We start from the raw sequence: 20,439 nt of genomic DNA, 5'->3' as shown, positions 1-20,439 counted from the left end.
CACGCCCCCTAGAGTACGTTGCATGACGCAACTCACTACCCCGGGGCTGGCCGGGGTCTTCGATCTGACCGCGACCGGGGGCGGACGCCATACCGCGCGGATCGACGCGACCTGGCAGGGGTGGAGCGGGCCGCACGGCGGTGTCGTCGCGGCGCTGCTCGTCGAGGTGGCCGGGCGCGCCGCCGCCGAGCCGCTCCCGGTGCGCGCGGTCGACCTGCGGTTCCTCGGCCGTCCGGCGATCGGTCCGATGGAGTTCGCGGCGGCGGTGACCGCCGTCGGGCGGAATACCGCCGTGGTGGATGTGCGGGCCGAGCAGGGCGGGGTCGCGGTCGCGGCGGCCGCCGTGACGCTGGGGCGCGCGGTGCCGAGCGAGGTGCCCGCGTACGCCGGGGCCGCGGCACCGGCGGTGCCCGCGCCGGAGGAGTGCGCGGAGTTCGCGCTGCCGCCCGAGATCGTCCCGGCCGGCGCGCACTTCGAGATCCGCCCGGCGACCGCGGTGCTGCCGCTGACCGGAGCGGCGGAGCGCGAGCTCTGCGCCTGGGTCACGCTCCGCCTCGCGGCCGCGCTGCCGATCGATGCCGCCGCGCTGGCGATCCTCGCCGACGCGCTGCCGCCCGCGCTCTTCCCGGTACTCCGCGCCCCGGTCGCCGCGCCGACCGTCGCGCTCTCGCTGCACCTGCACGCCGAACCGGCTCCGCCGCAACCGGTGCTGGTCCGCACGGTGAACGCCTCCACCGGCGGCGGCTGGTCGGTGGACGACACCGAGATCCGGGCCAGGGACGGGCGGCTGCTCGCCACCGCTCGGCAGACCCGCCGCGTGCTGGGCTGAGGCGCGCCGTGACCTCCGTGACCGCGGCGCCGCGCGCCGCCACCGATCTGCGCCTGGTTCTCCTCGTGGTGAACGCGGGCGTGCTGCTCTCCAGCCTCGACCTGTTCATCGTCAATGTCGCGCTCTCCGATATCGCCGCCGACTTCGCCGGGGTGCCGATCGCCGAGCTCTCCTGGGTGCTGAACGCCTACGCCATCGTCTTCGCCGCGCTGCTGGTGCCAGCGGGGCGGCTCGGCGACCGGAGCGGCATCCGCACCACCTTCCTGCTCGGGCTCGGGCTCTTCGTGCTCGGCTCGGCGCTCTGCGCGACCGCCTGGAACGTGGAGTCCCTGGTCGGCTTCCGCGTCCTGCAGGCCGCCGGGGCCGCCGTGCTCACCCCGGCCTCGCTCGGGCTGGTACTCGCGGCCAGCCCGCCGGAGCGACGCCCGATGGCGGTGCGGCTCTGGGTCGCCTTCGGCGGAGTCGGCGCCGCGCTCGGGCCGGTGCTCGGCGGCCTGCTGGTGCAGGCCGACTGGCGCTGGGTGTTCCTGGTGAACGTGCCGCTCGGGCTGGCGGCGCTGCTGGCCGGGGTGCGGGTGCTCCCGGCCGTGCCGGGCGACGGCGGCCCGCTGCCCGACCTGCGCGGCGCGGTGCTCGCCGCGCTGGCGGTCGCCGGGCTGGTGCTCGGCCTGGTGCAGGGGCCGGAGTGGGGGTGGGGCTCGCCGGGCGTGCTCGGCGCCTTCGCGCTGGCGCTGCTCTGCGGCATCGGCTTCGTGGTCTCCTCCGCGCGGCACCACAGCCCGATCGTGGCCCCCGCGTTGCTGCGCGCCCCGAACTTCGCGCTCATGACCGGCAATGCCGTGTTCTTCAATATCGCCTTCGGCGGCATGCTGCTCTCCGCGGTGCTCTGGGCGCAGACCGTGTGGGGGTGGTCGGCGCTGCGCACCGGGCTCGCCATCGCCCCGGGGCCGTTGCTGGTGCCGATCGTGGCGGTGCTGGCCGGGCGGCTGATCGGCCGGGTCGGCCCCGGCCCGGTGCTGGTGGCCGGTGGCGTGGTGTTCGGGGCCGGGACGCTCTGGTGGTCGCAGGCCGTCACGCTGCACCCGGACTACGCGGGCGGGCTGCTCGGCGGCATGCTCGTCACCGGCATCGGGGTGGGGCTGGTCATGCCGACCTCGTTCGCCGTCGGCACCGGCGGGCTGCCGCCGGAGCGCTTCGCCACCGGATCGGCGGTGCTCAGCACGGCCAGGCAGGTCGGGCTCGCGGTCGGCGTCGCGGTGCTGGTCGCGCTGCTCGGCACCCCCGGCGGGCCGGAGCGGGCGCTGGAGGTCTTCCACCGGGCCTGGATCGTGATCGCCGGATTCGCGGTGCTGGCCGGGCTCTTCGGGCTCGCGGTGCGGCGGCCGCGGCAGGGCTGAGGCTCAGGGCCCGAGCAGGGCGCGGAGCACGGTCCGCGCGGCATTGGTCGGGGTGCGCCCGGCGGCGTGCCCCACCGCCAGCCGCCACGGGATCGGCGCGCCGGCCCGCTCGCCGAAGCGGATGCCGGGTGCCCCGGCCGCCACCGACCGGGGCACCAGCACCACGCCGAACCCCTTGGCCGCCAGCTCCAGCGCGAAGGCCTGCTCGGCCACCTCGATCACCGGACGCCGGCGCGGCAGCACCGCGTCGGCCACCGCCCTGGTACCCCAGCCGGGCGGGAAGTCGATGAACCGCTCCCCGTCCAGCTCGTCCGGGCGGAACGGCCGCCCCGCCAGCGGATGCTCCGGGGCGGCGCAGAGCACCACGCTCTCCTCGGCCAGCGGATACCAGGTCACCCCGGACGGCTCGGCGGGCAGCCCGGCCAGCAGCGCCAGATCCAGGCTGCCGTCGCGCAGCCCGGCCAGGTTGCCCGCCGCGCCCGCCGTGCTCTGCCGCATCCGCACCGTCACCGCCGGATACCGCCGGTGCAGCCCGGCCAGCACCCCGGCCAGGTCGATCAGGTGGATGTTCAGCAGGTTGCCGAGCACCACCTCGCCGCGCACCTCGCCGCGCGCCGCCGCCACCCCGTCTCCGATCGCCCGCCGCGCCCGCAGCATGGCCCGGGCCGGCTCCACCACCGCCGCGCCCGCCTCGGTGAGCACCAGCGCGCGCGGGGTGCGGTCGAAGAGCCGGGCGCCGAGCTCGCGCTCCAGCTTCGCCACACTCGCCGAGACCGCCGACTGCACCATGTTCAGCGACCGCGCCGCCGCGGTGAACGAGCCGTGCTCCCGGCAGGCCAGGAAGCACTCGATCTGCCGCAGCTCCATCGGCCGATGATATCTCCGCTGTCGATGGCGCCATCGACAGCTATCGCTTTTGTCGATCGGTATACCGGCGCATGCTCGGTCCATGACCACCGCCACCGCCACCCGGGCCGTCGTGCTCGTGTTCGCCCTCGCCGCCGGCTCCTCCGCGGGCTGCCTCTACTACCTGCAGCCGCTGCTGCACGAGGTCGCCGCCGACCTGGCCGTCTCCACCGCCACCGCCGCGCTGCTGGTGAGCACGGCGCAGATCGGATACCTCTGCGGGCTGGCGCTGCTGGTGCCGCTCGGCGACTTCCTGGAGCGCAGGCGGATGGTGCCCGCGCTGCTCGCGGCCTCGGTGCTGGCACTGCTGGTCTCGGCGTTCACCCCGATCTTCCCGCTGCTGCTGGCGAGCGTCTTCGCCACCGGGGTGACGGCGTCGGCGGCGCAGGTCGTGGTGCCGTGGGCCTCGGCGCTGGCCGAGCCGGAGCGCCGCGGCGAGGTGGTCGGCGCGGTGATGAGCGGGCTGCTGCTCGGCATCCTGCTCTCCCGGGTGCTGGCCGGGGCCGTCGCCGAGGTCGCGGGGTGGCGCGCGGTGCTGCTGGTCGCGGCCGGGCTGCAGCTCGCCACCGCCCTCGCGGTGTACCGGCTCGCCCCCGCGAGCGGCCGCGCGGCGGACGGTGAGCGCTACCGCGAGGTGCTGGGGTCGGTGCTCGCGCTGATCCGCAGGCACCCGGTGCTGCGGCACCGGATGATTCTCGGCTTCCTCAGCATGGCCTGCTTCTCCGCCGTCTGGACCGCGCTCGCCTTCCTGCTCTCCGGCGCGCACGGCAGCCCCTACCACTACCCGGAGTTCGTGATCGGGCTCTTCGGCCTGGCCGGCGCGGCGGGCGCGCTCGGCGCCCCGGTGGTGGGGAGGCTGGCCGATCGCGGCAACCTGCGCGCGGTGACCACCGGGGTCTGGCTGACCGTTCTCGCCGGTTGGGCGCTGCTGGCCTGGGGCGGGCAGCAGGTGCTGGTGCTGATCGTGGCGCTGCTGGTCTTCGACTTCGGCATCCAGGGTGTGCAGCTGGCCAACCAGAACGCCGTCTATGCCCTCGACCCCGCCGTGCGCAGCAGGCTGACCACGGCCTACATGGTCACCTACTTCGCCGGGGGCGTGGCGGGCTCGACGGCGGCGGGCCTCGCCTACCAAGCCGGTGGCTGGCCGCTGATCTGCGCGCTCGGCGCCGCGACCACGCTCCTCGGAATCGCGCTCTGGGCGGGGCTCTTCGCCCGCCACGCCGTCCCCGCGCGGGAGCCGGTGCCCGCCCGCTGAGTGGGCGCCCGGATCGGGGTGACGCCCACCGCGGAATGCGAGAATGACCCGGCTTCCGCTGGGTATCTCTCGCTGGACCGGGCCATACCTGTGTGGCCCGGTTCGTGCTACTTTTCGTCACACTTAGTACAGGTCTCAACGACTGGAGGTCTGCCGTGCCGAGCGCCGCGCCCGATTTGTCAGTGTTCGCCCAGACCGGAGGGGAAGGTGGGGGTGCGGCGCTCGATCAGGTTCTGATCATGACCGGCGCCGCCGGAGTGCTCGCCCTGGTCCTGCTGTGGATCGGTTACCTGCACCGGAACCGCCGGATCACCTGGTTGCAGGCGGTCGCCGATCGCCTCGGCACCTACTTCAACCAGCCCGGCTGGGTGGCGCTGCCGCTGGCGCTCTTCCTGGCCACCATCCTGACCGCGCTGCTCGGCTTCATCTGGGATGTCAGCCTGCACGTCGGCAAGGGCAGGGACGCGGGGCCGCTGGCCAACCCCGCGCACTACTTCATCCTGGTCGGGCTGTTCTTCCTCTTCATGGCGGGGATGGCCGCGATCGTGCTGCCGCTGGACGAGAAGCCGGGCCCGGCCGCGGTGCGGATCACCCGCACCTGGTACGCCCCGGTGGGCGGCATCCTGCTGGCCGGCGCCGGGCTCTACGCGCTCATCGGCTTTCCGCTGGACGATGTCTGGCATCGCATTTTCGGTCAGGATGTCACGCTCTGGGGCCCCACCCACCTCATGCTCATCGGCGGTGCGGGGCTCTCCCTGATCGGCGTGCTGCTGCTGGAGTTCGAGGGCAGGCACAACCGCCCGCGCCCGGACGAGCCGGACAGCAGGCGGATGTGGCTGCTGCGCTCCTTCGCCTTCGGCGGGCTGCTGATCGGGCTCTCGGTCTTCCAGGTGGAGTTCGACTTCGGTGTGCAGCAGTTCCGGATGGTGTTCCAGCCCATGCTGATCGTCGCCGCCGCTACCGTCAGCCTGGTCGCCGCGCGGCTCGTGCTCGGCCGGTTCAGCACGCTCGTCGTGGTCGGCTTCGCGGTGGTGGTCCGCACCATCGTGGCGCTGCTGGTGGGCGGGCCGATCATCGACGCCCCGCGCAATGTCTTCCCGCTGTACCTCGGTATCGCGCTGGTGGTCGAGGTGCTCGCGCTGCTGCCGCTGGTGCGCAGGCCGGTACTGTGGGGCGCGCTCTGCGGCCTGGCCGCCGCCACCGTCGGGCTGTGGCTGGAGTCGCTGTGGGTCGACGCCATGTTCGTGAATCCGTGGCCCGCCTCGATCTGGCCCGAGCTGCTTGCCATGTCGGTGCCGGTCGGTGTGGCGGGCGGCGTGATCGGCGGCATGCTCGGCACCGTGCTGCGCGGTGAGCCGCTGCCGCGGCCCGCGGTGCGCCGCACCCTGGTGGTAGCGGCCGTGCTGATCGTCGGCGCCGCCGTCGCCAACGGCCTCGCGCACACCGTGCCGGAGAACGCCACCGCCACCGTCACGCTCACCGAGGCGCCGCAGCAGAACGGCGAGCGCATGGTCTTCGCCGACGTCCGGCTGACCCCGGCCGACCTGGTCTCCGACGATCCGGAGTGGCTCGAGATCCTGGGCTGGCAGGGCGGCGTCGGCAGCGAGAGCCCCGGCCGCGGCCTGGTGGTGGACCGGCTGGAGCGGGTCGAGGCCGGGCACTACGTCTCCACCGCGCCGGTGCCGGTCTCCGGCAGCTGGAAGACGGTGCTGCGGGTACAGGACGGCCGCATGCACACCGCGCTGCCGGTCTTCATGCCCGCCGACCCCGGCATCAATGCCGAGGAGGTGCCCGCGCTGAACACCTTCACCCGGCCGTTCGTCCCGGAGATCACGGTGCTGCAGCGGGAGCGCAGCTTCGACTACCCGTCCTGGCTGTTCGGCGCGGCCTCGCTGGTGGTGCTGGCGTGCAGCCTGATCCTGGTCGCGGCGCTCTCCTGGGGCGCGGGCCGGATCAACGACCGCTACCCGCACACCACCCGCAGCGCGCCGGCGGAGCCGGTGGCCTCGGCATGACCACCGCGGCCGTCGCGGGGTACGACGGCGTGGATGTGCTGGCGGATCACTCGCTGCTGCTCGCCATCCCGGCCTTCCTGCCCGCCTTCGCCCTCGTCGGCGTCGTCGTGTTCATCGCGGTCCGCGACCGCAGGGCGGGCGACGACGACACCGAATCGACCGAGGAGAACGACACGTGAGGAACGTGCGCCGGGGCTGTGCCCTCGTGCTGCTGGCCGGGCTGCTCACCGCGGGCTGCGCGAGCGCCGAGGAGGGCGGGCACGCCGACCACGGTGCGGCCCACCAGAGTTCGGCGCCGGGTTCGGCGACCGCGCAGCCGCAGGCCGGGCAGCAGGCGGTGGTCATCGCGGTGCGGCTGGCGGGCGGCACGGTGACCCCGGACGACGCCAGGGTCGAGGCCGCCGTCGGCCAGCCCATCGAACTCGTCGTGGACAGCGACACCGCCGACGAGCTGCACGTGCACGCCGACCCCGACCACACCTTCGAGGTGGAACCCGCCGCCGGGCAGCGCTTCTCCTTCACCGTCGCCGTGCCGGGCCGGGTGGAGATCGAGCTGCACGACGCCGGCCGCACGGTGGCGACCGTCCTGGTTCGATGACGCTGCTCGCCCACGGGCTCGGCGGCGCGACGGATCTCCCGATCCCGCTCACCTACGCCCTGATCGGCGCCGCCTGGGCCCTCACCTTCTCCTTCGCGGTGCTGCTCTTCGCCTGGCGCGAGCCGCGGCTCGACCCGGACTCGCCGGGCCGCCCGCTGCCCGCGGCGCTGCGGGCGCTCGCCGATTCCCGGTGGACCCGCGCGGCGCTCGGGGTGCTGGGCGTGGCGGCGACGGCGCTGGTCGCGGCGGTCGCGCTGCTCGGCTCGGCCGATCCGGCGCGCAACCCCGTGCCCGGTGTGCTCTACGTGTACCTGTGGGTCGCGGTGGCGGTGCTCTCGCTGCTGGCCGGGCCGGTGTGGAAGGTGCTCTCCCCGGCGCGGGCGCTGCACCGGGCGCTCTGCGCGGTGCTGCGGCGGCCGCCCGAGCGCGGCTTCCTGACGTACCCGGAGCGGCTCGGGATATGGCCCGCGGTGCTCGGGCTCTTCTCCTTCGTCTGGCTGGAGCTGGCCGCGCCGGACCCGGGCGCGGTCGCGGCGGTGGCGACCTGGCTCGGCCTCTACCTGCTGATCACCTTGGCCGGGCTGGTCGTCTTCGGCACCGCCTGGGCCGCGCACGCCGACCCGTTCGAGGTGTACAGCGCGCTGCTCGGGCGGCTCAGCCCGATCGGCAGGCGCGCCGGGACCGGCGAGCTGGTACTCCGCGCGCCGCTGGCGAACCTCGCCGGGACGCCGGTGCTGCCCGGCTCGGTGGCGGTGGCGGCGGTGCTGCTCGGCTCCACCGCCTTCGACAGCTTCTCCCAGTTCCCGGTCTGGCGGCGGCAGCTCGTCGACTCCGGCCAGCCGATGCTGCTGAAGACCGCGGCGCTGCTCGGCTTCGTGCTGACCGTGGCGGTGCTCTTCTGGGGCGCCGCGCGGGCGACCGGCGGCGTCACGCCGGCCGAGCGCCGCCTGCTGCCCGGCACGCTGGCGCACAGCCTGACCCCGATCGTGGCCGGCTACATCGTGGCCCACTACCTGACCTTCCTTCTGGAGAAGGGCCAGGCCACCGCGATCCTCTTCGCCGACCCCTTCGACCGGGGCTGGAACCTGCTCGGGCTCGCCGACCGCGAGGTCGCCTACCTGCTCTCCAGCCATCCGGCGGTGCTCGGCACGATCAAGGTGCTCGCGGTGGTCACCGGCCACGTTCTCGGCGTCGCCGCCGCGCACGACCGCAGCCTGCGGGTGCTGCCGAAGGCGCACCGGGCCACCGGCCAGCTGGCGCTCATGCTGGTCATGGTCGGCTTCACCTTCACCGGGCTCTACCTGCTCTTCGACGCCTGATCGGCGCCGCGCCGCCGCCGCACCTCGTTGACCACGGCGAGCAGCACCCCGATGCCGATGAGCACGAGCCCGCGCAGCCACACCGCCGCCGTCACCTGCGTGGCGAGCAGCAGGCAGGAGGCGAGGCCGAGGATCGGAACGGCGATCGGCACCCGGAAATAGTCGCCGTCGCCCGGGTCCCGGCGCAGCGCGATGGCGGCCGCGTTCACCCCGCCGAAGACCACGAGCAGCAGCAGCACCAGGGTTTCGGCGAGGGCGTCGATCTCGCCGGTGAGCGCGAGCAGCACCGACGCGGCGGTGGTGACCAGCACGGCCACCCACGGCGTCCGGCGCCGCGGCAGCACCCGCCCCAGCGCGCCGGGCAGCAGCCCGTCCCGGGCCATGCCGTAGGCCAGCCGGGACCCCATGATCCCGGTGAGCAGCGCGCCGTTCGCCACCGCCACCAGGGCGATCACCGCGAACAGCCGCTCCGGCACGCCACCGGCGATCCGCACCACCTCCAGCAGCGGCCCCGACGATTCGGCCAGCACCTCGGTCGGCACCGCCGCCGAGGTGAGCACCCCGAGCAGCACGTAGACCGCGCCCGCGGTGAGCAGCGCGCCGAAGAGCGCCCTCGGGTAGCTGCGGCGCGGCTCGGCGACCTCCTCGGCCAGGTTCACCGAGGTCTCGAAGCCGACGAAGGAGTAGTAGGCGAGCACCGCGCCGGCCAGGATCGCCCCGGCCGCACCGTGTTCGGCGGTGCCGAGCGCGGTGAGCCGCCCCGGGTCGGCGTCGCCGCGCAGCAGGATCCAGGCGCCGAGCCCGATGACGAGCAGCAACCCGCTCAGCTCGATCAGGGTGGCGACCGCATTGGCGCCGAGCGATTCCCGCACGCCGCGGATGTTCAGCGCCGCCAGCAGCAGCAGGAAGACCACGACCACCGCCGCGGTGGGCAGCGTGACGAGTTCGGCGAGGTAGTCGGAGGCGAAGCCGCGGGCCAGCGCCGCGACCGAGACCACCCCGGCGGCGAGCATGCAGAACCCGACCAGCGAACCGGCGGCCGGGCCGAAGGCGAGCGTGGTGTAGTGCGCGGAGCCGCCCGCACGCGGGTACTTGGTGGCGAGCTCGGCGTAGGAGCCCGCGGTCAGGCAGGCCAGCCCGAGCGCGACCAGCAGCGGCAGCCAGACCGCGCCGCCCGTCCGGCCCGCGATGGTGCCGATCAGCACGTACACCCCGGCGCCGAGCACGTCGCCGAGAATGAAGAAGTAGAGCAGCCGCGTCCCGACGACGCGATTCAGCGCGGGCACGGCGTCAGTGCCTGCTCGGCAGCGCGGCCGACAGCACCCGGTTCGCGGTGGCCTTGACGGCGTCCGGGAGCACGTGGTCGACGACCGCCATGGCCTTGGTGCCGAAGGAGCCGCCGACCACCTTCTGCTCGCCCCGCAGCAGCGCGTCCACGCCCTGCTCGGCCACGAGCGCCGGATCCTCCTTGGGGCCGCGGCCGATGACGGTGTCGAGCATGCCCGCGCGCCGGAAGAAGTCGGTGTCGGTGGGGCCGGGCAGCAGCGCGGTGACGGTCACCCCGGTGTCGTGCACCTCGTTGCGCAGCGCCTGCGCGAAGGACTGGATGAACGACTTCGAGGCGGCGTAGACCGCCTGCTTGGCGCCGGGCATCATCGACAGCACCGACGAGGTGAAGAGCAGCTTGCCGCTGTCCCGGCGGACCATGTCGCCGAGGACGAGCTTCGAGAGGTGCACGGTGGAGCGGATGTTCAGCGCGATGATGTCGAGCTCGACGTCCAGGTCGGTGTCGACGAAGTCGCCGCCGATCCCGATGCCCGCGTTGAGCGCGACGGCGTCGAGCGGGCGCTCGTCCTCGGTGGCGGCGGAGTAGAGCCGCTGGACGCCGTCGGCGGTGCGCAGGTCGACCTGGACGGCGCGGACGGCGTAGCCGTCCCGGCCGAGCTCGGCGGCGGCGTCCTCGATGGCGGCGTCCTCGGCGGCGAGCACCAGGTCGTAGCCGTGGCCGGCGAACTGCCGTGCGATCTCCAGTCCGATGCCGCGGGAGGCTCCGGTGACCAGGGCGAGGGGACGTGTCCGGTTCATGCGGCCGCACTACCCGGGCGGCGCGGGATCATGCCCGCGCAGCACCGCTTCCACCGCGGCGGCGGTCCAGTGGCCGTGCGCGCCGGGCGCGGCCGCGAGGTAGCGGGCGGCTCGCTCCGGCGGCCAGCCGTGCGCCTCGGCCAGCCCGGCGCCGAGGTGCCGGAGGTAGGCCGCCGAGGGCGGATTCCCCGGCAGCTCCCGGTACCCGGCGGGGGCGGTGCAGGTGAGCACCGGCAGCCCGGTCAGCGTGCCCGCGCAGACCAGCGTCTCGTACCTTCCCGGCCCGATGGCGTACCGGCCCGCGCCGAGTACCGCGGCCAGGTCGAGGTCGGTGCCGGGCGGGCGGTACATCTCCTGCGCCACCAGGTCGGCGAATTGCCCGGCGGTCACCAGGTGCGCCCTGGCGGCAACGGTGCCGTCGCCGTCCGGGTCGTAGAAGGCCCGGCCCCCGGTCCAGACCAGCGATTCGGTGGCAAAGTACAGCGTGCCCGGCAGCCACACCGGAACCGAGCGCTCCGGATCCCGCGGCTCCCGGCAGCCGGGGTACCGGTGCGCGGAGCCCGCGGGGATCCCGCCCGCGAGGTAGCAGCGGATCCGGTCGGCGTGCATGTTCGAGCCGTAGGCCGCGTACCAGACCCGGTCCGGCGCCGCTGTACCGCGCGGCGCCGGACCGAGGGGCTCGGCGGGCCCCGGCACGGCTCAGATCTTGCGGATGACGGTGACGACCTTGCCCAGGATCTGCGCGTCGTTGCCCGCGATCGGCTCGAAGTGCGGGTTGTGCGGCAGCAGCCAGACATCGGTGCCGGTGCGCTTGAACGTCTTCACCGTGGCCTCGCCGTCCAGCATGGCGGCGACGATATCGCCGTTGTCGGCGACGTTCTGCTGCCGCACCACCACCCAGTCGCCGTCGCAGATCGCCGCGTCGACCATGGACTGGCCGACCACCTTGAGCAGGAACAGCGAGCCCTCGCCGACCAGCTCCTTGGGCAGCGGGAAGACATCCTCCACCGCCTGCTCGGCCAGGATCGGGCCACCGGCGGCGATCCGGCCCAGCACCGGGACGAAGGCCGGGGTCGGGGTGGCGCTCTCCGGCACCTCGTCGGTGTCGACCGCGCCGCTCGCGGGCAGGCTCGTCACCGCGCGCACGGCCTCGTCCAGCCCGCGCACGTCGACCGCGCGCGGGCGGTTCGGATCGCGCCGGAGGTAGCCCTTGCGCTCCAGGGCGCGCAGCTGGTGCGCCACCGACGAGGTGGAGGTGAGCCCCACCGCGTCGCCGATCTCCCGGATGCTGGGCGGATACCCGCGCTCGCTCACCGACGACCGGATGACGTCGAGCACCCGGCGCTGACGCACGGTGAGATCCGCTCCCGCCCCGTTACTCTCGGCACCGATCGTGTCGGTGCCGCGGGTATCGGTACCGGGACCGCCCTCGTCACCCGTGTCGTCCCTGTGGCCCACCGCAACCCGCCTTCCTGTCCGCGCCCCGCCCGGATGCCGCCCGGGGCGTCCGTTCCGGGCCTCGCGCCCGGGTGTTGCTCCAAACCTAGACTGCCGCGGGCCGAGTATCAAACATCTGTTCGACGCGAGTCCGTGTCGCGGCTGGCGCGCACCCGCTCCGCGTGGTAGAAATCGAACATACGTTCTCTCGAACATGTGAGCGAACCGGTTCGAGCGGCGGCGGCGAAACCGCACGCCGGAGCCGGTTCCGGCAGTTGCAGCAGCGCAACATCGCCGTCGCCCCGACGGCCCTGACGAGCCACAGTCAGCAACTCGACCGGCGGTGCCGGTACACGGAGGAATTCCGATGAGCACAGCGCTCGAATTCGACAGGAGCACGGAAGATTCCGGGCAGGCCGGGCCGGGCCGGGCCGGGGGCTGCCAGGCGCCCGCCGGCCGCCGCGCCGGGCCGGTCGCGCGCCGCGGCGCCCCCGCCCCCGCCCCCGCCGGGCGGCGCCCGCGCCGGATCGACGAGCGCCGCCCCGCCGACGGGCGGCCGCGCCGCGGTGCGGTCGCCGACCACCGGCCGCTGCCGCCGCGGCCGCGCGGCGCGCACCCGCTGCGCCGGGTCGAGCAGGCGCGGGCCGGGCTGGCCACGCTGGCCGTCACCGCGCTCGTCACCGCGCTGATCGTGGTCGGGATACTGCTGCTCGCGCAGTGGCGCTCCGCGCCCTCCCCCGAGCCCGGGATGCCGGGCGCCGCAGCGGCGGTCGCGGTCTCCGGGGGGAGTGTGCCGGGCGCGTAACGCGATTCGCCGGAACCTTGCTCGCGAACTGGAACCGGTTGCTATCGTCGCGGCACACACCTCCCGAGCACCCGGTGCCGCGACCGAGAGGCGGATCCGCAATGACGCGCTCCCGCACCGAGTTTCCCGCGTTCGGACTGCTCTGCCGTGCCGTTCTGCTCGCCTGCCTGCTGGTACTGCCCGGCGCATTCGCCCCGGTCCGGGCGGCGCCGCTGTACGCCGGCTACCTCGACCTGCCGGTGGTGGACGCGGACGGCGAGCGCGCGGGCGGCGTGCACCCCGGGCTGCCGTCCGACCCGGCGGTGCTCGGCGCCGCGCTGGACCAGGCCCGCGCCGCCGGGGTGCCTGCCCGTCGCTACACCGCGCTGCTCCGGCAGTACTGGCTCGTGGTCGCCGCGGGCAATGCGCGCATCGACCTCGCGGGCTGGGATCCGCAGCGCGGCCCCGCGGTGAACGCGCACACCTTCAACCTGGTCTACGTGAACTACCTGCGGCTGGCCGGCGCGCACCCGGAGTTCTGGTGGGCCGGGCTGGCCGGGCTGGCCGGCGGCTCCTTCGCCTCCGGGTTCTTCGACATGGACGACGCGGGCCGGATCATCGACCTGCCCGGGCTGCACGCGCTCGGCACCGCCGTCGCCGACCTGCTGGAGCGCACCCCGCCGGAGCTGGTCGAGGACACCCCGGCGGACATCAGGGCGCTCGCCGCGCTCGGCCCGCGGCTCACCGCCGGCGACATCGGCTGGTACCAGAGCCGGCTGATGGCCATGCAGAAGCACATCTTCATCGACCTGGTGCCGCAGCACGAGGTGTACCTGGCCCGCGGCATGGCCGGGATCGACGAACTGGCCGCGGCCGGGGCGATCGATGCGACCATGCGCGCCGCCTGGGCCGGGATCGCCACCGGCGGCACCGCCGGCCAGATCGACGCGCTCTACCGGATGACCGATCGTGAACAGAACGTCATCGTCGCGGACCAGTGGGACGCCACCGCCGCCGCCAGGGACGGCATCGGCCGGGTGCTCACCTACGTCAGCACCGTCGCGGCCAAGCCCGCGGTCCCCGGCGTGCGCGCGCCCGGCACCTTCGCCCCCGCCACCGTGCGCGCCGGCGACCTGGTGCTGCGCACCCCGCTGCCCGGCTTCAACTGGGCCGACCGGGCCGATCGCTGGCGCTACATCACCGAGGACCTGGTGCTCAGGCACATCGATCTGAAGCGGGACACCGGGCTCGCCGCCGGGGTGCTGGCCGAGCCGTTCCCGGCCAAGCTGTCCCGCGGCAGGCTGGTCGCCCGGCTGCCCGAACTGCTCGCCGACCTCTCCGGCCAGTGGCGGATCGGGGGGTGAGCGGTGCGGTATCCGGTGCCGAGCAGGGGTGGAGCCCACCCACGGCGCGCCCGGCCGGGTATCCTGCCAGTGATAGCGGTGAACGCGCCGGGTGGCGCCGGTTCACCCCGTGTCGCGGCGGACGCGCCCGGCACATGTGCTCGCCGGGTCGCGACAGCGCGCTCCCAACCCGGCCCGGCCGCGAGCACCCGCCTGGACGAAGGACTCCCGGATGCATTGCCCGTACTGCAGGCACCCCGACTCCCGGGTCGTCGACTCCCGTGAGGCGGAGGAAGGCACGGCCATCCGCCGCCGCCGCTCCTGCCCGCAGTGCGGCAGGCGCTTCACGACCGTCGAGACCGCCATCCTCTCGGTCGTCAAACGCAGCGGCGTCACCGAGCCGTTCAGCCGCGAGAAGGTCATCCGCGGCGTCCGCCGCGCCTGCCAGGGCCGCGAAGTCGACGACGACGCCCTGAACCTGCTCGCCCAGAAGGTCGAGGACGCGGTGCGCGCCAAGGGATCTCCCGAGGTGCCGAGCCACGAGGTCGGCCTTGCCATCCTCGGCCCGCTGCGCGACCTCGACGAGGTCGCCTACCTCCGCTTCGCCTCCGTCTACCGCTCCTTCACCTCCGCCGCCGACTTCGAACGCGAGATCACCCAGATGCGCGCGGCCCGCGCCGTCGCCGCCGCCGACTGACCCGGCTCGGAAGCGGTCGCCGCTCTGCGCCGCCGCGAACTCCCGCGTCCCGTTCGCGGCGGAGCCGCCGCGGGCAGGGGCTGTCCGCCGAACGGTGGCCGCGGCTAACCGCGGATACTCGCGATCGCCTTCTCGATCCGCTTGGCGGAGACGGGGTAGGGCGTGCCGAGCTTCTGGGCGAAGAGGCTGACGCGGAGCTCCTCGATCATCCACCAGATATCGGTGACGGCACGGGAGGTGCGGCGGGGGGCGGGGAGCGTGGTGAGGAGGCGGTCGTAGGCGGTGAGGACGCGGTCGAGCTGGTCCATGGCCTGACGGTCGCGGACGGCGGAGCCGGGCAGGGCGTGCAGGCGGGCGGTGGCGGCGCGCAGGTAGCGGGGGAGTTCGCGGAGGCGGGCGGGGCCGTGGTCGGAGACGAAGCCGGGGAAGACCAGCTCGGCCAGCTGGCGCCGGACGTCGTCGGCGATATCGCGCTCGGTGGTGTCGGCGAGCGCGCCCTCCAGCTCGGTGGCGGCGGCGAGCACCGGGGCGACCAGGCGGACGATCGCGGCGACGGTGCCGGTGAAGCGCGGGCGTACCCGGGCCACCAGGGCCTCGAACTCCTTCGGGTCCCGGACCGGGCCGCCCTCGGCGGCGAGCAACTCGTCGGCGGCCGCGGCGCGGCAGTCCTCGACGAGGGCGTCCAGCGAACCGTAGGGGTTGCGGCCCAGCGCCAGGCGGTCCGCGGGGGCGAGCCCGGACGTGACCGCCTTGGTGCTGCCGGGCAGCGCGGCCAGCAGCAGCGCGCGGGTGCCCGCGCGCATGGCGGCGGCCTGCTCGGCGGGTGAGCTCAGCACCCGCACCGCGACACCGTCCGGCTCCGGCACCAGCGCCGGATACCCGGTGACGGTCTGGCCCGCGACCTCGCGGCGCACCGTCGGCGGCAGGGTGCCGAGCGACTCCGAGGTCCACACCGCGGCCGGGGCGCGCTCCGCGCCCGCGGTCGCCTTCGCCACCGAGCGCGAGACATCCTCGGCGAGCCGGGATTTCAAGGCGCTCAGGCTCTTGTCCCGATCCAGCACGCGGCCCGAACGGTCGAGCGCGGCGAAGGTGGCGCGCAGGTGCGGGGGGAGCGCGGCGGTGTCCAGGTCGCGGGGGGTGACGGTGACCGAGCCGAGCCGGGAGAGCTCGCGGGCGAGCCCGGTGGTCAGGGGTTCGGCGCGCGGGGTGAGCGCGGCCAGGGCTGCGGCGGCGAAGTCGGGGGCGGGGACGACGCTGCGCCGCAGCGACTTCGGCAGGGTCTTGATCAGGGCGGTGGCGAGTTCGGCGCGCATGCCGGGCACCAGCCAGTCGAAGCCGACCGGGCGCACGTGCGCCAGCTGCTCCACCGGGATCCGGACGGTCAGCCCGTCCTCCTCGGTGCCCGGTTCGAACTGGTAGGTCAGCGGGAAGGTGAGCTCGCCCTGCCGCCAGGTGTCCGGGAAATCGGTGGGGTCCAGCGCGGCGACGCCCTGGTTCACCACGGTCGCGGTGTCGAAATCGAGCAGCGCGGGGTCGGCCTTGCGGGCGGTGCGCCACCAGGTGTCGAAGTGCCGCACCGAGACGATGTCGGCGGGCAGCCGCTCGTCGTAGAACTGGAACAGCACCTCGTCGTCGACCAGGATGTCGCGGCGGCGGGCCCGGTGCTCCAGGTCGGCGACGTCCTCCAGCAGGGCGCGGTTGCGGTGGAAGAACTCGTGCCCGGTCTGCCACTCACCCTGCACCAGGGCGTGCCGGATGAGGAGTTCGCGGGAGACCTCGGGGTCGATGCGGCCGAAATCGACGGCGCGGCGCGGGACCAGCGGCAGGCCGTACAGGGTGACCCGTTCGTACGCCTGCGCGGCGCCGCGCTTGGCGGACCAGTGCGGCTCGGAGTAGGTGCGTTTGACCAGGTCGCCCGCGAGGCGCTCGGCCCACTCCGGCTCCACCTTGGCGGCCATCCGGCCCCACAGGCGGGAGGTCTCCACCAGTTCGGCGGCCATCACCCAGCGCGGGGGTTTCTTGGCGAGGGCGGAGCCGGGGAAGATCATGAACTTGGCGTTGCGGGCGCCGAGGAACTCGCGGGATTCGGCTTCGCGGACGCCGAGGTGGCTGAGCATGCCCGCCAGCAGGGCCTGGTGGATCGAGGTCGCGTCGTAGGTGGTCTCGCCGTCCTGCGCGGCGGTGCCCGCAGCCGGTTCCGGCGTGCGTGCCGGTCGGCCGCCACGGCGGCGGGAGCTGCGGGAGCCGCCGGCTCCCGACGCGCCGTCCGCCGCAGCCGCAGAGGCGTGCGAGTCATCGGCGGGAGCGCCTGCGCGGGAGCGGGCGGCTTGTGCCGTACCTCCGCGCGCGTCGTCGGCGCGACCGCGACCGCGCCGCCCGGACCCGGCGCCCTCGGCCGGACCCTCGCCCGAGACACCCCACCCCAACCCCCGTGTAATGGTCCGCAACTGCCCGTGCAGATCCTGCCACTCCCGAATCCGCAGGTAGTGCAGGAAATCCTCGCGGCACATGCGGCGGAACTGATTGCCGCTGAGCGACCTCCGCTGCTCCCCGAGGTGGTCCCAGAGCTTCAGGAAGGCGAGGAAGTCGGAGCCCTCCACCACGAACCTCGCGTGTTTGGCATCCGCCGCCTGCTGCTGCTCCACCGGCCGCTCCCGCACGTCCTGGATGGAGAGCGCCGCCACGATCACCAGCACCTCGGCCAGGCACCCGGTGCGCTGCGCCTCGACCAGCATGCGCGCCATCCGCGGATCCACCGGCAACTGCGCCATCTCCCGCCCGACGGCGGTGAGCGCGAGCCGCTGCGCCTCGGTGCGCACCGCCGCCTCGGCGTCGGTGCCCGCGGCGCCGAGCGCGCCGAGCTCCTGCAGCAGCGCGATGCCGTCGCGGATGGCACGCCGATCCGGCGCCTGCAGGAACGGGAAGCTCTCGATGTCGCCGAGCCCGAGCGCGGTCATCTGCAGGATGACCGCGGCGAGGTTGGTGCGCAGGATCTCCGGCTCGGTGAAGGCGGGCCTGGACTCGAAGTCGTCCTCGCTGTAGAGCCGGATGGCGATGCCGTCGGCGACGCGCCCGCAGCGCCCGGAGCGCTGCCGCGCCGACGCCTGCGAGACCGGCTCGATCGGCAGCCGCTGCACCTTGGTGCGCATGGAATAGCGGGAGATCCGCGCGGTGCCGGGGTCGATGACGTACCGGATGCCGGGCACGGTCAGCGAGGTCTCGGCGACATTGGTGGCGAGCACGACGCGCCGCCCGGCGTGCGGGGCGAAGACCCGGTGCTGCTCGGCGGCGGAGAGCCGGGCGTAGAGCGGCAGGATCTCGGTGCGCGGCAGCTTCAGCTCGCGCAGCGCGTCGGCGGTGTCGCGGATCTCGCGCTCGCCGGAGAGGAAGACCAGCACGTCGCCGTCGCCCTCGGCGAAGAGCTCGCGCACCGCGTCGCCGATGGCGTCCACCGGGTCGCGGTCGACCACGGTGGATTCCTCGTCGTCGTCCTCGTCGCGCGCGGACGGCAGCTCCAGCGCGAGCGGCCGGTACCGGATCTCCACCGGGTACGACCGCCCCGACACCTCCACGATCGGCGCCGGGGTGCCGCCGGGCGCGGCGAAGTGCCGGGCGAACAGCTCCGGGTCGATGGTCGCCGAGGTGATCACGATCTTGAGATCGGGGCGCCGCGGCAGCAGCTGGGCCAGGTAGCCGAGCAGGAAGTCGATATTGAGGCTGCGCTCGTGCGCCTCGTCGATGATGATCGTGTCGTAGCGCCGCAGCATCCGGTCGCGCTGGATCTCGGCCAGCAGGATGCCGTCGGTCATGAGCTTCACCAGCGTGCGGTCCGAGGCCTGGTCGGTGAAGCGCACGGTGTAGCCGACGACGTCGCCGAGTTCGGTGCCGAGCTCCTCGGCGATCCGCTCGGCCACGGTGCGGGCGGCGAGCCGGCGCGGCTGGGTGTGCCCGATGGTGCCGCGGATGCCGCGCCCCAGCTCCAGGCAGATCTTCGGGATCTGGGTGGTCTTGCCGGAGCCGGTCTCGCCCGCCACGATCACCACCTGGTTGGCGGCGATGGCGGCGGCGATGTCGTCTCGCCGGGCGGTGACCGGCAGCTGCTCGGGGTACCGGATCGCGGGCACGGCGGCGCGGCGCGCCTCGATCCGCTGTTCGGCGGCGGTGATCTCGGCCTCCAGCGCGGCCGTCTCGGGGCCCTTGGCCCGATCCAGCCTGCGGCGCAGCCGGTATTCGTCGCGAAGCGAGAGGTTCGCCAGGCGGGTGCGGAGCTCGCGGCGTCCGGTGGCGGTTGAACTGCTCATTGCGGTCACCAGCCTAGCGAAGGCGGTGCTGTTCCCGCGCCTGCGTTTCGCTCCGGTGACCAGCGGCACAGCACCGGGGCGGCCGCCGGCCCGGCGCGCTGAGGGTTAGCCGGTGGTTCGCCGCGGGCCAGGGCGCGTGCGATCATCGGCGCATGACAGCTGCGGGCACGGCCGGGTGGATCCGCGCGGCCCGGGTCGCCTTCGGCGCGCTCGGGGTGCTGGCGCTGCTCTGGATCCCGCTGCGCAACCTGGATGTGCCGGAGTTCTCGATCGGGAACTTCTTCAGCTACTTCACCATCCAGTCCAATGTCATCGGCGTGCTGGTGCTGCTGGTCGGCGGCGTGCTCGACCCGGACGGCAGGCGCTGGCAGCTGCTGCGCGGCGCCGCCACGCTCTACCTGGTGATCACCGGCGTGGTGTACGCGGTGCTGCTGGCCAATATCGACGTCTCGCTCACCGACCGCTGGATCAACGACGTGCTGCACCGCATCCTGCCGCTGGTGCTGCTGGCCGACTGGATCCTGGTGCCGCGCCGGCTCGGGATCACTCCCGGGCTGATCGGCGCCTGGCTGGCGTACCCCGCGGCGTACGCGGTCTACACGCTGGTGCGCGGGCCCGCGGTGGATTGGTACCCGTACCCGTTCCTGGACCCGCGCCAGCAGGGGTACATCTCGCTGACGCTCGGGCTGGTGCTGCTGGCGGTGGTGTTCGTGCTGCTCGCGGCCGCGGTGGCCGGGATCGGCGAGCTCAGGCACCCGAGGGCGCGGAGCTGATCAGAGCTCGGCGACGGTGTCCTCGGCGACCCGGCCGCCGAGCCGGACCCAGCCGTCCGAATCCCACTGGGTGAACAGGTGCGACCCCGCGCCCTGGGTGATGTGCAGCCCGCGGCGCAGCTGCGCGGTGATCGCCACCGCGGCGGCGCCGGTCGCCTCGTCCTCGGTGATGCCCATGGTCGGGCCGAACATCCGGCTGCGGATGCTGCCGCGATGCTCGTCGCTCCAGGCCCACGCGTAGTGCGGCCCGCCGGGGAAGCCGGCCGGGTCCAGCGCGGTGACCTCGTCGGCGGTCGAGTAGCGGTGGAAGACGAAGTCCGGCGTCCAGTCGGCTCGCGCGGTGATCCAGGTGAGGCCGTCGGCGCTCTCCACCGCGACCGTGCCCGCCGGCACCCGCAGGGCGGTGACCGGGGTGCCGCGGTGCAGGAACCACCAGGCGGTGCCGACCGAGGGGTGCCCGGCGAAGGGCAGCTCGACGGCGGGGGTGTAGATCCGCAGCGGGGCGATGCCGTCGACCGGCTCGGCCACCACCACCGTCTCGCTGTATCCGGCGCGCCGGGCCAGCTCCTGCCGCTCGGGCTCGGGGACCTCGGCCGCGCGGGCGATGCCGAGCCGGTTGCCGAACCGGCCGTTCGCGTCGGTGAACACGCGGACCACTTCCACTCGGATGCCCATGGCGGGCCAGCCTACCCGCGCCGCG

General features: G+C 74.2%; 18 protein-coding genes. 11 read left to right on the top strand and 7 right to left on the bottom strand.

Going from position 1 to position 20,439, the window contains the following annotated elements:
- Nucleotides 1-22 precede the first annotated feature (22 nt).
- Nucleotides 23-829 carry a thioesterase family protein gene (locus tag AB0H71_RS27665; protein WP_357026592.1) on the top strand — a complete coding sequence of 269 codons (807 nt, stop codon included), beginning with the start codon at nt 23-25 and terminating at the stop codon, nt 827-829.
- Nucleotides 830-837: 8 nt separating this feature from the next.
- A complete protein-coding gene (locus AB0H71_RS27660; RefSeq protein WP_357026590.1) occupies nt 838-2,226 on the top strand; it encodes an MFS transporter in 1,389 nt (462 codons plus the stop codon).
- A gap of 3 nt (nt 2,227-2,229) precedes the next feature.
- Here the strand turns inward: AB0H71_RS27660 and AB0H71_RS27655 are convergent, their stop codons facing one another.
- Complete coding sequence (locus tag AB0H71_RS27655) at nt 2,230-3,093, bottom strand: LysR family transcriptional regulator (RefSeq protein WP_357026588.1); 864 nt, start codon at nt 3,091-3,093, stop codon at nt 2,230-2,232.
- Nucleotides 3,094-3,175: 82 nt separating this feature from the next.
- Here AB0H71_RS27655 and AB0H71_RS27650 point away from each other — a divergent pair, with 82 nt between their 5' ends.
- The 5 genes from AB0H71_RS27650 to AB0H71_RS27630 all read left to right on the top strand — a co-directional run bounded on the left by AB0H71_RS27650 (nt 3,176) and on the right by AB0H71_RS27630 (nt 8,319).
- On the top strand, nt 3,176-4,387 hold the full coding sequence (locus AB0H71_RS27650) for an MFS transporter (RefSeq protein ID WP_357026586.1): 1,212 nt from the start codon (nt 3,176-3,178) through the stop codon (nt 4,385-4,387).
- Between the two features lie 239 nt (nt 4,388-4,626).
- Nucleotides 4,627-6,402, top strand: a complete 1,776-nt coding sequence (locus tag AB0H71_RS27645) for a hypothetical protein (RefSeq protein ID WP_357026584.1) — start codon at nt 4,627-4,629, stop codon at nt 6,400-6,402.
- Complete coding sequence (locus tag AB0H71_RS27640) at nt 6,399-6,581, top strand: hypothetical protein (RefSeq protein WP_357026583.1); 183 nt, start codon at nt 6,399-6,401, stop codon at nt 6,579-6,581. Before AB0H71_RS27645 ends, AB0H71_RS27640 begins: the two co-directional genes overlap by 4 nt.
- Entirely contained in the window at nt 6,578-7,000 is a 423-nt protein-coding gene (locus AB0H71_RS27635; RefSeq protein ID WP_357026581.1) for a hypothetical protein, read from the top strand. The genes AB0H71_RS27640 and AB0H71_RS27635 overlap by 4 nt, the downstream gene beginning before the upstream one ends.
- Nucleotides 6,997-8,319 (top strand): hypothetical protein, encoded by a 1,323-nt coding sequence (locus AB0H71_RS27630; RefSeq protein ID WP_357026579.1) that lies wholly within the window; start codon nt 6,997-6,999, stop codon nt 8,317-8,319. Before AB0H71_RS27635 ends, AB0H71_RS27630 begins: the two co-directional genes overlap by 4 nt.
- Here the strand turns inward: AB0H71_RS27630 and AB0H71_RS27625 are convergent.
- The 4 genes from AB0H71_RS27625 to lexA are packed head-to-tail and all read right to left on the bottom strand — an operon-like array spanning nt 8,298 to nt 11,796.
- A complete protein-coding gene (locus AB0H71_RS27625) occupies nt 8,298-9,605 on the bottom strand; it encodes an APC family permease (protein WP_357026577.1) in 1,308 nt (435 codons plus the stop codon). The two genes, AB0H71_RS27630 and AB0H71_RS27625, sit on opposite strands and share 22 nt — an antisense overlap.
- Nucleotides 9,606-9,609: 4 nt before the next feature.
- On the bottom strand, nt 9,610-10,404 hold the full coding sequence (locus AB0H71_RS27620; RefSeq protein ID WP_357026575.1) for an SDR family NAD(P)-dependent oxidoreductase: 795 nt from the start codon (nt 10,402-10,404) through the stop codon (nt 9,610-9,612).
- Between the two features lie 9 nt (nt 10,405-10,413).
- Entirely contained in the window at nt 10,414-11,100 is a 687-nt protein-coding gene (locus AB0H71_RS27615; protein WP_357026573.1) for a histone deacetylase, read from the bottom strand.
- 3 nt (nt 11,101-11,103) lie between these two features.
- Nucleotides 11,104-11,796: a transcriptional repressor LexA gene (gene lexA / locus AB0H71_RS27610; RefSeq protein ID WP_357026916.1), complete on the bottom strand. Its 693-nt coding sequence runs from the start codon at nt 11,794-11,796 to the stop codon at nt 11,104-11,106.
- Nucleotides 11,797-12,208: 412 nt separating this feature from the next.
- On the opposite strand from lexA, the gene AB0H71_RS27605 reads away from it, so the two are divergent.
- The 3 genes from AB0H71_RS27605 to nrdR all read left to right on the top strand — a co-directional run bounded on the left by AB0H71_RS27605 (nt 12,209) and on the right by nrdR (nt 14,665).
- The gene (locus AB0H71_RS27605; protein ID WP_357026571.1) at nt 12,209-12,646 is read left to right on the top strand and encodes a hypothetical protein; all 438 of its coding nucleotides are present in this window, start codon (nt 12,209-12,211) and stop codon (nt 12,644-12,646) included.
- Between the two features lie 101 nt (nt 12,647-12,747).
- Complete coding sequence (locus tag AB0H71_RS27600) at nt 12,748-13,989, top strand: hypothetical protein (protein ID WP_357026569.1); 1,242 nt, start codon at nt 12,748-12,750, stop codon at nt 13,987-13,989.
- 211 nt (nt 13,990-14,200) lie between these two features.
- A complete protein-coding gene (gene nrdR / locus AB0H71_RS27595; RefSeq protein WP_357026567.1) occupies nt 14,201-14,665 on the top strand; it encodes a transcriptional regulator NrdR in 465 nt (154 codons plus the stop codon).
- 104 nt (nt 14,666-14,769) lie between these two features.
- Here nrdR and hrpA read toward each other — a convergent pair whose 3' ends face one another.
- Nucleotides 14,770-18,966, bottom strand: a complete 4,197-nt coding sequence (gene hrpA, locus AB0H71_RS27590; RefSeq protein WP_357026565.1) for an ATP-dependent RNA helicase HrpA — start codon at nt 18,964-18,966, stop codon at nt 14,770-14,772.
- A gap of 152 nt (nt 18,967-19,118) precedes the next feature.
- On the opposite strand from hrpA, the gene AB0H71_RS27585 reads away from it, so the two are divergent.
- Nucleotides 19,119-19,739, top strand: coding sequence for a Pr6Pr family membrane protein (locus AB0H71_RS27585; RefSeq protein ID WP_357026563.1), 621 nt, complete (start codon nt 19,119-19,121; stop codon nt 19,737-19,739).
- Here the strand turns inward: AB0H71_RS27585 and AB0H71_RS27580 are convergent, their stop codons facing one another.
- Nucleotides 19,740-20,414: a PhzF family phenazine biosynthesis protein gene (locus AB0H71_RS27580; RefSeq protein ID WP_357026561.1), complete on the bottom strand. Its 675-nt coding sequence runs from the start codon at nt 20,412-20,414 to the stop codon at nt 19,740-19,742.
- Between the last annotated feature and the right edge of the window lie 25 nt (nt 20,415-20,439).

It is taken from the genome of Nocardia sp. NPDC050697 (assembly GCF_040654395.1).
Classification (GTDB): domain Bacteria; phylum Actinomycetota; class Actinomycetes; order Mycobacteriales; family Mycobacteriaceae; genus Nocardia.
This window is presented reverse-complemented; position numbering and strand designations above follow the sequence as displayed.